10 protein-coding genes are annotated in these 12,367 nt (G+C 69.4%); 6 read left to right on the top strand and 4 right to left on the bottom strand.

Going from position 1 to position 12,367, the window contains the following annotated elements:
* Window positions 1-3: 3 nt before the first annotated feature.
* The 6 genes from SFC76_RS09360 to SFC76_RS09385 all read left to right on the top strand — a co-directional run bounded on the left by SFC76_RS09360 (window position 4) and on the right by SFC76_RS09385 (window position 6,197).
* Window positions 4-714, top strand: a complete 711-nt coding sequence (locus SFC76_RS09360; protein ID WP_322849210.1) for a CoA transferase subunit A — start codon at window positions 4-6, stop codon at window positions 712-714.
* Window positions 714-1,367, top strand: a complete 654-nt coding sequence (locus SFC76_RS09365; protein WP_322849211.1) for a 3-oxoacid CoA-transferase subunit B — start codon at window positions 714-716, stop codon at window positions 1,365-1,367. The genes SFC76_RS09360 and SFC76_RS09365 overlap by 1 nt, the downstream gene beginning before the upstream one ends.
* Window positions 1,367-2,143 carry a 3-oxoadipate enol-lactonase gene (gene pcaD / locus SFC76_RS09370; RefSeq protein WP_322849212.1) on the top strand — a complete coding sequence of 259 codons (777 nt, stop codon included), beginning with the start codon at window positions 1,367-1,369 and terminating at the stop codon, window positions 2,141-2,143. The genes SFC76_RS09365 and pcaD overlap by 1 nt, the downstream gene beginning before the upstream one ends.
* Before the next feature lie 7 nt (window positions 2,144-2,150).
* A complete protein-coding gene (gene pcaF / locus SFC76_RS09375) occupies window positions 2,151-3,353 on the top strand; it encodes a 3-oxoadipyl-CoA thiolase (RefSeq protein WP_322849213.1) in 1,203 nt (400 codons plus the stop codon).
* A gap of 212 nt (window positions 3,354-3,565) precedes the next feature.
* Window positions 3,566-5,011: a benzaldehyde dehydrogenase gene (locus SFC76_RS09380; RefSeq protein ID WP_322849214.1), complete on the top strand. Its 1,446-nt coding sequence runs from the start codon at window positions 3,566-3,568 to the stop codon at window positions 5,009-5,011.
* A gap of 61 nt (window positions 5,012-5,072) precedes the next feature.
* On the top strand, window positions 5,073-6,197 hold the full coding sequence (locus SFC76_RS09385) for an NAD(P)-dependent alcohol dehydrogenase (RefSeq protein ID WP_322849215.1): 1,125 nt from the start codon (window positions 5,073-5,075) through the stop codon (window positions 6,195-6,197).
* A 75-nt stretch (window positions 6,198-6,272) separates the two neighbouring features.
* Here SFC76_RS09385 and SFC76_RS09390 read toward each other — a convergent pair whose 3' ends face one another.
* The 4 genes from SFC76_RS09390 to SFC76_RS09405 all read right to left on the bottom strand — a co-directional run bounded on the left by SFC76_RS09390 (window position 6,273) and on the right by SFC76_RS09405 (window position 12,348).
* Complete coding sequence (locus SFC76_RS09390; protein WP_322849216.1) at window positions 6,273-6,965, bottom strand: type 1 glutamine amidotransferase domain-containing protein; 693 nt, start codon at window positions 6,963-6,965, stop codon at window positions 6,273-6,275.
* Window positions 6,966-7,064: 99 nt separating this feature from the next.
* Entirely contained in the window at window positions 7,065-7,676 is a 612-nt protein-coding gene (locus SFC76_RS09395; RefSeq protein ID WP_322849217.1) for a TetR/AcrR family transcriptional regulator, read from the bottom strand.
* Between the two features lie 32 nt (window positions 7,677-7,708).
* Window positions 7,709-9,154 carry a TolC family protein gene (locus tag SFC76_RS09400; RefSeq protein WP_322849218.1) on the bottom strand — a complete coding sequence of 482 codons (1,446 nt, stop codon included), beginning with the start codon at window positions 9,152-9,154 and terminating at the stop codon, window positions 7,709-7,711.
* A gap of 11 nt (window positions 9,155-9,165) precedes the next feature.
* Window positions 9,166-12,348, bottom strand: a complete 3,183-nt coding sequence (locus SFC76_RS09405) for a multidrug efflux RND transporter permease subunit (protein WP_322849219.1) — start codon at window positions 12,346-12,348, stop codon at window positions 9,166-9,168.
* Window positions 12,349-12,367 lie beyond the last annotated feature (19 nt).

Raw genomic sequence — 12,367 nt, forward strand, 5'->3', positions numbered from 1 at the left:
ACGATGAGAAACAAGATCTACGATAGCCCAGCCGCGGCGCTGGAAGGCGTGCTGTTCGACGGCATGACGATCATGTCGGGTGGCTTCGGCCTGTCGGGCAATCCCGAAAGCCTGATCCCCGAGATCCGCGCGAGCGGGGTTACGGGGCTGACCGTGATTTCGAACAATGCCGGCGCCGACGGGTTCGGGCTGTGGATGCTGCTGGAGAGCCGGCAGATCATGAAGATGATCGCCAGCTACGTCGGCGAGAACAAATTGTTCGAACAGCAATATCTGTCCGGCGCGCTGGCGCTGGAGCTGACCCCGCAGGGCACGCTCGCCGAGCGCATCCGCGCCGGCGGGGCGGGCATCCCGGCCTTCTATACGAAGACCGGCGTCGGCACCGTCGTCGCCGAGAGCAAGCCGGTCGAGACGTTCGAGGGCGAGGAGTATGTCCGCGAGACGTGGCTGCGCGCCGATCTGTCGATCGTCAGGGCGTGGCGCGCCGACCCGGCCGGCAATCTCATGTTCCGCAAGACCGCGCGCAACTTCAACCCGAACATGGCGACCGCGGGCAAGGTGACGGTCGCCGAGGTCGAGGAGATCGTGCCGGCGGGCAGCTTCGACCCCGATTGCATCCACACGCCCGGCATCTATGTCGATCGCATCGTGCGGAGCACGATCAACGAAAAGCGGATCGAGAAGCTGACCGTCCGCGAAGAGGAGAGCGTCTGATGGGCTGGACCCGCGAGCAGATGGCGGCGCGCGCCGCCCAGGAATTGCAGGACGGCTATTACGTCAACCTCGGCATCGGCATCCCGACGCTGGTCGCCAATTACGTTCCCGCGGGGCTCGACGTGACGCTCCAGTCGGAGAACGGCATGCTCGGCATCGGGCCGTTTCCGACGCGCGACGCGGTCGATCCCGACCTCATCAACGCCGGCAAGCAGACGATCACCGCGCTGCCGACCTCGTCCTTCTTCTCCTCCGCGGACAGTTTCGCGATGATCCGCGGCGGCCATATCGACATGGCGGTGCTCGGCGCGATGGAGGTGAGCGAGGCGGGCGACATCGCCAATTGGACGATTCCGGGGAAGATGGTGAAGGGCATGGGCGGCGCGATGGATCTCGTCGCCGGCGTCCGCCGCGTCGTCGTGGTGATGGATCATGTCAACAAGGCGGGCGAACCGAAGATCCTGCCGGCGTGCACGCTGCCGCTGACCGGCAAGGCGTGCGTCGATCTCATCGTCACCGATCTGGCGGTGCTGGCGTGCGACAGGCCGGGGCTGCGGCTGGTCGAACTCGCGCCGGGCGTCACGCTCGACGAAATGCGGGCGAAGACGGCGGCGGCGTTCGCGGTCGACGGCCCCTCGGCAAGGGCCGCCTGATGCCGTTCGTCCCCTCCGTCGGCACCCGCCTCTACTGGAAGCTCGAAGGCGAGCGGGGTCGGCCGCCGCTGGTGCTGCTCAACTCGATCGGCACCGACATGGACCTGTGGGCGCCGATGCTCCCCGCGTTGCGCCGGCGCTTCCTCGTGCTGCGGGTCGATACGCGCAGCCATGGCGCCTCCGATGCGACGCCGGGCGATTACGACATGGCCCTGCTCGCCGGCGATATCGGCGCAGCGATGGACGCCGCGGGGATCGATCGCGCGGGGATCGCCGGCGTGTCGCTCGGCGGCATGATCGCGATGCAGATGGCGCTCGACGCGCCCGAGCGGGTCGCCGGGCTGGCGCTGGTCTGCACCTCGGCGACGATGGACCGGGCGGCGTGGCGCGCGCGCGTCGAGACGGTGCGTGCGGAGGGGCTCGGCAGCATCGTCGATCCCGTCATGGGCCGCTTCCTCTCGCCCGCCTTCTGCGACGCGCATCCCGAGGTCGAGGCGACGATCCGGCGCGGGCTGCTGGCGATGGATCCGGCGGGCTATGCCGGCTGCGGCGCCGCGATCCGCGACATGCGGCTGGCCGACCGGCTGGGGGCGATCGCCGCGCCGCCGCTGGTGGTCAGCGGCGACCGCGATGTCTCGACGCCGTTTGCGGGCCATGGCGACCATCTTCTTGCTCAGATCGCCGGCGCCCGCCACGTTGCGCTCGACGCCGCGCACCTCGCACCGCTCGAGGCGCCCGATGCGCTCGCGGCGGCCCTTATCGACACCTTTGCCTGAGGTTTCCATGCCCGACGCCTTCCTCTGCGACGCGATCCGCACGCCGATCGGCAAACTGAACGGCGCGCTCGCCACGGTCCGCGCCGACGATCTCGCCGCGATCCCGATCCGCGCGCTCAAGGACCGCAATCCGCACGTCGACTGGGCGGCGGTGGACGACACGATCCTCGGCTGCGCCAACCAGGCCGGCGAGGACAATCGCAACGTGGCGCGCATGGCGGTGCTGCTGGCGGGCCTGCCGGACGCGATACCGGGGACGACGGTCAATCGCCTGTGCGGCTCGGGACTCAACGCGGTGGGCATCGCCGCGCAGGCGATCCGGTCGGGCGATGCCGAGCTCGTCATCGCCGGCGGCGTCGAGAGCATGACGCGCGCACCCTACGTGCTCGGCAAGGCGGCGACCGCATTCGACCGCGGGCAGAAGATCGAGGATACGACGCTCGGCTGGCGGTTCGTCAATCCGGCGATGCGCGCGGCGTACGGCGTCGATACGATGCCCAAGACCGGCGAGAACGTCGCCGATGCGTGGCACGTCGACCGCGAGGCGCAGGACCGGTTCGCGCTCGCAAGCCAGCAGAAGGCCGCCGCCGCCATCGCCAGCGGCCGGCTCGCCGCGGAAATCGTGCCGGTCGTCATCCCGCAGCGGAAGGGCGACCCGATCGTCTTCGCGCAGGACGAGCATCCCCGCGCGACCAGTCTGGAGGCGCTCGCCGGACTGAAGCCGGTGGTGCGCGCCGACGGCACCGTGACCGCGGGCAACGCCTCCGGCCTCAACGACGGCGCGGCGGCGATGCTGGTCGCCTCCGAAGCGGCGGCGGCGCGGCACGGCCTGACGCCGCGCGCGCGCGTGCTCGGCATGGCGGCGGCGGGGGTCGCGCCGCGGATCATGGGGGTTGGGCCGATCGAGGCGGCGCGCAAGCTGGTGCGGATCACCGGCATCGCGCTGGACCGGCTCGACGTGATCGAACTCAACGAAGCCTTCGCCAGCCAGGCGATCGCGACGCTGCGCGACCTCGGCATCGCGCCCGACGACCCGCGGGTGAACCGCAACGGCGGCGCGATCGCGCTGGGGCATCCGCTGGGCATGTCGGGGGCGCGGATCACGATGAGCGCGGTCGAGGAATTGCACCGCACCGGTGGCCGCTATGCGCTGGCGTTCATGTGCATCGGTGTCGGGCAAGGGATCGCGCTGATGCTGGAGCGCGTCTGAGGGGCTGACCGCAGCGGTTGCAGAAGGGCCGAACCGTTGCCGATCGCGACCGGCGCGGGACGGCCACGCGTGCCCGTCGGCGCGGATGGCGACCATACCGTTTGAGTATCGCGGGGCGACCCAAACGGTCTTTTTATCGCGGCGACGTGGGGAGTAGCTCTCCGCTCCGACGGAGAGGAATCGGAAAAGACTCCGGCTGTTTGGAGATCGTCATGACGAACGCGACTGCCCCCGCTGCGAAGACAAGGCTGATCGATGCCGACCATGTGTCGGGCGTGATCTTCGACGGTGGCTGGTCACCGGGATCGCAGACCGCACCCGCGATCGAGCCGGCAACCGGCGCGACGCTCGGCACCGTGGCGCTGGCCGGCGCGGACGCCGTCGCCGCCTCCGCCGCGCAGGCCCGTGCGGCGCAGCGCCAATGGGCGGCGCTCTCCCCCGACGATCGTGCCGCCGTCTTCCTGAAGGCGTTGCGGATCGGGGCGGATCATCGCGACGAGATCGTCGACTGGCTGGTACGCGAGAGCGGATCGGTGAAAGCCAAGGCGGCTTTCGAGCTCGACGTCACGCTGAAGGCGATCCAGCTCGCCGCGGCGATGCCGCATCAACCGCAGGGGCTGGTGCTGCCGAGCCAGCCGGGGCGCATCAGCCTCGCAAGGCGGCGGCCAATCGGCGTCGTCGGGATCATCGCACCGTTCAACTTCCCGCTCTATCTGGCGATGCGCGCGGTGGCGCCAGCGATCGCGGTCAACAATGCGGCGGTGCTGAAACCCGATCCGCGCACCGCGATCAGCGGCGGTCTGGTCATCGCGCGCCTGTTCGAACTGGCGGGATTGCCCCGCGGCGTGCTCCACGTCCTGCCGGGCGGCAGCGAGGCGGGGGAGGCGCTGTGCGCCGACGCCAATATCGGCATGATCCAGTTCACCGGCTCGACCGGCGCGGGTCGCATCGTCGGCCAGAATGCGAGCCGCCATCTCAAGAAGGTATCGCTCGAACTGGGCGGCAAGAATGCGATCATCATCCTCGACGATGCCGATCTGGACCTCGCGCTGCGCAACGCCGCATGGGGCGTCTATCTGCACCAGGGGCAGATCTGCATGTCGGCGGGGCGCGTGCTCGTCCATGAGGCGATCGCGAAGGACTTCGTCGCCGGGCTTGCGGCGAAGGCGGCGGCGTTGCCGGTCGGCGATCCCGCGCAGGACGGTATTGCGATCGGGCCGCTCATCAACCAGCGCCAGCTCGATCATGTCGCCCGGGTGGTCGCCGACAGCGTCGCGGCGGGCGCTAGACTCGAAACGGGCGGCACCGCCGACCGGCTGTTCTACGCACCGACCGTGCTGAGCGGCGTCACGCCCGCCATGCCCGCGTTCGCCGAGGAGATTTTCGGTCCGGTCGCGGTCGTCACCACCTTCAAGGACGACGAGGAGGCGATCCGGCTCGCCAACGACACCGATTACGGCCTGTCGGCGGCGGTCGTCTCGCGCAACGTGTCGCGCGCGCTGGCGCTCGGCGAGCGGCTCAACACCGGGCTGCTCCACATCAACGACCAGACGGTGAACGACGATGTCGTCAATCCTTTCGGCGGCGTCGGCGCCTCCGGCAACGGCACTGCGATCGGCGGCCCTGCCAATTGGGAGGAATTCACCGAGTGGCAGTAGGTGACGATCAAGGGCGAAGCCCCCGCCTATCCCTTCTGACGAACACGCAAGGAGAGGTATCATGACCACGACTTTGGACGAACGCCGCCCGATCACCACCGCGGTCGTCCGCGAACAGGGCGGCGATTTCCTGATCGAACCGGCGAGCATCGGTGCGCCCGGCCCGCGCGAGGTGCTGGTGCGCGTCGTCGCGACCGGCGTCTGCCACACCGACATGATCATCCGCGACCAATATTATCCCTCGCCGCTCCCTGCGGTGCTGGGCCACGAGGGCTCGGGCGTCGTCGAGGCGGTGGGAGCGGGGGTGCGGTCGGTGGCGCCGGGCGATCATGTCGTCATGACCTTCATGTCGTGCGGCTATTGCGGCCAGTGCGATCAGGGCCATCCGGCGCATTGCGAGAATTTCTTCGGCCTCAACTTCGGCGGCGGCCGTGGCGACGGCTCGACCGCGACCTGCGATGCGCACGGCGACGTGCTGCACGACCATTTCTTCGGCCAATCCTCCTTCGGCAGCTTCGCGGTCGCGCACGAACGCAACGTCGTGAAGGTGTCGCACGAGGCGCCGCTCGAACTGCTCGGCCCGCTCGGCTGCGGCATCATGACCGGCGCGGGCGCGGTGCTCAACGCGCTCAAGGTCGAGGCGGGCAGCAGCTTCGCCGCCTTCGGCTCGGGTGCGGTCGGCCTGAGCGCGGTGATGGCGGCGCGCGTCGCGGGTGCGACGACGATCATCGCCGTCGACGTGACGCCGAGCCGCCTCGCACTCGCAAAGGAGCTGGGCGCCACCCATGTCGTCAACAGCCGCGAGGTCGACGTGGTCGCGACGATCAAGCAGATCACCGGCGGCGGGGTGCACTATACGCTGGAAAGCAGCGGCCGGCCCGAGGTGCTGCGTCAGGCGATCGACGCGCTGGCGATCCGCGGCAGTTGCGGGATCGTCGGCGCGCCGCGGCTCGGCACCGAAGCCTCGTTCGACGTCAACGACGTGATGGTGCCGGGCAAGCGGATCATCGGCATCGTCGAGGGCGACAGCGTGCCGCAGGTCTTCATCCCGCGCCTCGTCGATTTATATCTGCAGGGCCGTTTCCCGTTCGACAAGCTCGTCGGCTTCTACGATTTCGCGCAGATCAACGAGGCGATCGCCGACAGCGAAAGCGGCAAGACGATCAAGCCGATCCTGCGCTTCTAGAGTCCCTCCCGCGCGCCCCTCGGGAGGTCAGGCGCGGCCCGGCATCGCTCTCTGCCGGGCCGCGATACCGCACCGTCAGCCCGCGTTGCGGCGGCCAAGCAGGTCGAGCAGCCGCTGTGCGGCGTCGGCCGACGAGCCGGGGTTCTGCCCGGTGATGAGCAGGCCATCGGCGACGACATATGACGCCCAGTCGTCGCCGCGTTCGAAACGGCCGCCATTCGCCTTGAGCACGTCCTCGACGAGGAACGGCACCACCTCGGTCAGGCCCACCGCGGCCTCCTCGCTGTTGGTGAAGCCGGTGACGGTCTTGCCGTCGACCAGCGGCTTGCCGTCGGCGCCCTTGACGTGACGCAGCACGCCCGGCGCGTGGCAGACCAGCGCCACCGGCTTGTCCGCCGCGATGGTCGTCTCGATGAGGCTGATCGAGCGCGCGTCCTCGGCGAGATCCCACAACGGCCCGTGGCCGCCGGGATAGAAGACCGCGTCGAAATCGTCCGCGGACACATCGGCGAGCACGCCCGTGTGGGCCAGCGCGGCCTGCGCTTCGGCGTCGGCGGCGAAGCGGCGGGTGGCATCGGTCTGCGACGACGGTTCGTCGCTCTTCGGATCGAGCGGCGGCTGGCCACCCTTGGGCGAGGCGAGCGTGAGGTCGACGCCGGCGTCCTTGAAGACGTAATAAGGCGCGGCCAGTTCCTCGAGCCAGAACCCGGTCTTCTTGCCGGTGTCACCGAGCTGGTCGTGCGAGGTGAGGACGATCAGGATCTTCATGTCGGTCTTCCTTGGCTGTGATAGCACCCGTATACCGTTGAATAGACCGGTCGTCTAGAGGTCAGACGAGCGTTAGATGAAGTGCCGGTATGCGCCCTGTTACGCTGGCAAGCCCAGCAATTGCCGGGTCGAGCGGAGTGCCGTATCGAACGGGTCGTGCGCCTTGACGATCTTCGCCATCACGCTGGCGCCGAGCCACAGATGGTAGAGCGACGCGGCCAGATCGGCAGCCGCCCCGGTCGCGGCAAGCGAGCGATCGGCGACGCCGTCCTCGATCATGCGCGTCATCCGTGCGATGATCCCGGCGGTGCCCGTCTTCAACGTCAGCCGCATCGGTTCGGAGAGATCGGCGACCTCGGCGCCCAGCTTGACCGCAAGGCACCGCCCCTGACAGTCGAACGCGCCCTGATTGTCGCGCCACGCCGCGAAATAGCCGATCAGCCGTTCGGCGCCGGTCAGGTCGGATCGCGCGATCATCGTGTCCATCTCGGCGAGATAGTCGTCGAAATAGGCGGCGAGCATCGCCTCGCCGAACGCGTCCTTCGAGGCGAAATAATGGTAGAAGGAGCCCTTGGGCACCCCGGCGTCCTTCAGGATCTCGGTCAGGCCGACGGCGGAAAAGCCCTTGCGGCTCATGATCTTCTGCCCCGTCGCCAATATCGTCGTGCGGGTGCCGGTATCGGAGGGGGTATCGGAGGGCGAAGCGGTCATGGACCGGCCGTACCACCGGCTAGACCGATCGTCTAGGATCGCCCCCCGGCATCCCCGCGGCGAAGGTCGGCTTGGGCGGTGCCGGCGCGCTCCCAGCGTCCCCCGAGCGCGCGGAAGAGGTCGATCTGCGCGGTCGCGATCGCGGCGTCCTGCGCGGCGAGGGCGGCTTGCGCGTCGGCCAGCGTGCGTTCGGCGTCGAGCTGCGACAGGCTGTCGATCTGGCCCTCGCGGCGTTGCGCGCGGGTGATGCGCGATGCGCGATCGGCCTGGTCGAGCGCGCGTTGCAGCGCGGTGCGGCGGTCCAGCGCGCGGGCGTAATTGGACAATGCCGTCTCCGTCTCGCCCAGCGCGGTCAGGATCGTGCCGTCGAACGTCGCCAGCGCGGCCTGCGTATCGGCCTCCGCCCCGGCGATGCGCGCCCGCGCGCGGTCGCGGTTGACGCTCCAGTTGAGCAGCGGGCCGAGCAGGAAGTTGAGCGGCCCGGCGCCGAACAGATTGCCCAGCCCGGTGCTGGTCTGGCCGATCGACCCGCCCAGGGTGATGCGTGGATAGAGGTCGGCGGTCGCCACCCCGATCCGCGCGGTCGCCGCCGCCAGCCGGCGCTCGGCGGCGCGCACGTCGGGTCGTCGTGCGAGCAACGTCGCGCCGTCGCCCACCGGGATCGGCTGGGTCAGCCGCAGCGTCGCGGTGCGCTGCGCGGCGATCGCGGGCAGCTCCTGCGGGGTGCGGCCGGTCAGCGTCGCGAGGCGGAACAAGGCCGCCTGCCGGTCGGCCTGCAACAGCGGGATGTCGGCGCTGCGCTGGTCGCGGAGTGCGGCGATCCGTGCGGTGTCGAGCGGGGTGGTCATGCCGACATCGACGCGGCGTTCGGTGGTGCGCACCTGCCGGTCGAGCAGCGCGACGATCCGCTCGGCCACTGCGATCCGCTCCGCCGCGGCGGCGGCGTCGGCATAGGCGCGAGTGGTGTCCGCGACGACGGCGACGCGGACCGCATCGGCGTCGGCATCGGCCGCCGCGACGTCGCCACGCGCGGCGGCGACGTTGCGCGAGATGCGCCCGAACAGATCGACCTCGTAGGACAGGTCGAGCCCGCCATCGATCACCCACGTCTCGCCGGCAACGCCGGCCGGGCGCTGCACCTGCGAGAAGCGGTTGTAGCTGGCACCCGCGCCGAGCGTCGCCTGCGGCGTGCGTTCGGTGCGCACCTCGCGCAGCGACGCGCGTGCGCGGGCGAGGCGGGCGACCGCGACGCGCAGGTCGGTGTTGGCGGCGAGCGCTTGCGTGACGAGGCCGTCGAGCACGGCGTCGTCGTACAGCCGCCACCAATGATCGTCGGGTGCGGCGACGCTGGTCGCGGCACTGGTCGAGACGAACGGTGCGGCGGCGGTCGCCGGCGTGGCGGGCGGGCGATAGTCCGGCCCGACGGCGCAGGCGGCGAGCGCCAGCAGCGAGACGGCGGCGGTCAGGGTTTTGAGCATGTTGGCCCTCCTCATTCGGCAGGCTGAAGCGCGGGATCGGCGGCGCCGCGGCGGGCGCGCCGCGCCGCCAGTCGCAGGCCGAGCGCGCGGCATACGACGTAGAAGGTCGGCGTGAAGATCAGTCCGAAGCCGGTGACGCCGATCATGCCGAAGAACACCGCCGTCCCCAGCGCCTGCCGCAGCTCGGCGCCCGCACCGCTGGCGACCAGCAGCGGCACCGTGCCGAGGATGAACGCGAAGCTGGTCATCAGGATCGGACGCAGCCGGACCTGCGCGGCCTGCACCGCCGCCTCGACCGGCGACAGGCCGTCCTGTTCCTCCGCCTGTTTGGCGAACTCGACCACGAGGATCGCATTCTTGGCGGCGAGCGCGATCAGCACGACCAGCCCGATCTGCGTCAGCACGTTATTGTCCATGCCGCGCAGATTGACGCCGATCATCGCCGCCAGCAGGCACATCGGTACGATCAGCACGATCGACAGCGGCAGCAACAGGCTTTCATATTGCGCCGCCAGCACCAGGAAGACGAACACCACCGCCAGCGCGAAGACGATTCCCGCGGTGCTGCCCGCCGCCTTCTGCTGATAGGCGATGCCGGTCCATTCGCTGCCGTAGCCGCGCGGCAGCGCGTCGGCGGCGAGCTTCTCCATCGCGATCAGCGAACGGCCGGAGGAATAGCCGGGCGCGGTGTCGCCATCCACCTCGACCGCCGGATACAGATTGTAGCGCGTGACGCGATACGGCCCGGTCCGGTCCTGGAAGGTCGCGACCGATCCCAGCGGCACCATCCCGCCCGCCGCCGAGCGCGTCTTGAGATCGGCGATGTCGGCGGGGGTCGAGCGGAACGGCGCGTCGGCCTGCGCGGTGACGCGATAGGTGCGGCCGATCAGGTTGAAGTCGTTGACGAAGGCGCTGCCCAGATAGACCTGCAACGCCTCGAACACCTGCGCCGGCGGCACACCGAGCATATCGGCCTTGGCGCGATCGACGTCGGCGAAGATGCGCGGCGTCGCCGTGTTGAAGAAGGTGTAGACCTGCGCCAGACCCTCGGTCTGATTGGCCTTGGCGATCAAGGCGCCGGCGGTGGCGTCGAGTTGCTTGTAGCCCGCGCCTTGCCGGTCCTGCACCATCAGCCGATAGCCGCCCGCCGAGCCGATGCCCTGGATCAGCGGCGGCGGCACGACGAGGATGCGCGCCTCGTCGATGTCGGCGGTCGCCTTGCGCGTGGCATCCATCAGCCCGGCGAAGGTAACGCCCAGCTTCTCGCGTTCCGCGAACGACTTAAGCGGCACATAAGCGGCGGCGGTGTTGGGGGCGAGCGTCTGCGACGGGCCGTCGAAGCCCGCCAGCATCACCACGCCTTTGACGCCGGCGAGCGGCAGGATGCGCTTGGCGACCTTCTGCACCACCGCATCGGTGCGCTCGACCGAGGCACCGGCGGGTAGCTGGACGATGGTCAGGAAATAGCCCTGATCCTGCGCCGGGATGAAGCCGGTCGGCGTCGCCCAGAACAAAGCGACGGTGGCGACGATCAGCCCGGCATAGACCGCCATCATCCGCTTCGGCCGTCGCACCAGTCGCGCGGTGAGCGCGGCATAGCGCACGCTCAGCCGTTCGAACGCGGTGTTGAAGCGGTCGCCCGCAACGCGGACGAAACGGACGGCGCGGTTGCCGCCTTCGTGCGTGTCGTGCGCCCGCAGCAGGATCGCCGCGAGCGCGGGCGACAGCGTCAGCGACACGATCAGCGAGATCACCGTCGCGGTCGCGATCGTCACCGCGAATTGCTGGTAGAAGGCGCCCGACAGCCCGGTCAGGAACAAGGTCGGCACGAACACCGCGCACAGCACCAGCACGATCGCGACCAGCGCGCCCGACACCTCGTCCATCGAGATCATCGCCGCCTCCAGCGGCGGCAGGCCACGCGCCAGGTTTCGCTCGACATTCTCGACCACGACGATCGCATCGTCGACGACGATGCCGATCGCCAGCACCAGCCCGAATAGCGACAGCGTGTTGAGCGAATAGCCGACCGCCGCCAGCACCGCGAACGTGCCGACCAGCGACACCGGGATCGCGACGATCGGGATGATCGCCGCCCGCCATTTCTGGAGGAACACCAGAATGACGAGCACGACCAGCACCATCGCCTCGAACAAGGTATGGATCACCGCATCCACCGATTGCGCGATGAATTCGGTGGGGTTGTAGATGACGCGATATTCCAGCCCCTTGGGGAAGGATTTCGACATCGCCTGCATCTCGGCCTCGACCTTCTCCGCGGCGGCGAGCGCGTTGGAGCCGGGGCGCTGGAACACCGCCGCGATCACGGTCGGCTGGCCGGAGAGATAGGTGTTCGAATTATAGTCCTGCGCGCCCAGTTCGACGCGGGCGACGTCGCGCACGCGCACCTGCCGGCCGTCGGCGTCGCTGCGGATCACGACATCGGCGAATTGCCCGGGCTCGAGCAGCCGCCCCTGCGTCTCGACGTTGAGCTGGAAGGCGTTGCCCTGCGAATAGGGCGGCTGGCCGAGCGAGCCGGCGGCGACCTGCACGTTCTGCGCGCGCAGCGCCGCGACGATATCGCCGGCGGTCAGGTTCAGCGCGGCGGCGCGGCCGGGATCGATCCAGACGCGCATCGCATAGTCGCGGCTGCCGAACAGCCGCACGTCGCCGACGCCGTCGATCCGCGCCAGCCGGTCGCGGACCTGCGTCAGCGCGTAATTGGAGATATAGCCGCGATCGAGCGAATGGTCGGGCGAGATCAAATTGACGACCATCAGGAAATCGGGGCTGGTCTTGCGCGTGACGACGCCCAGTCGCTGCACCTCCTCGGGCAGACGCGGCACCGCGACCGCGACGCGGTTCTGCACCAGCACCTGTGCCGCATCCAGATCGGTGCCGATTTTGAACGTGACGGTGATCGTGACGTTGCCGTCGCCGGTCGACTGGCTCGACTGGTACAGCATGTCGTCGACGCCATTGATCTCCTGCTCGATCGGCGCGGCGACCGTCTCCGCGACCGTCTCGGCGGAGGCGCCGGGATAGCTCGCGGATACGGTGACGGTCGGCGGCACGATGTCGGGATATTGCGCGACCGGCAGGCCCCAATAGGCGATCGCGCCGATGAGGGTGATGACGACCGCGATGACACCCGCGAAGATCGGGCGGGTGATGAAGAAGCGCGACAGGCGCATGATATGCTCCCCCTTTACG

This window comes from Sphingomonas sp. CD22, from assembly GCF_034556155.1.
GTDB lineage: Bacteria > Pseudomonadota > Alphaproteobacteria > Sphingomonadales > Sphingomonadaceae > Sphingomonas.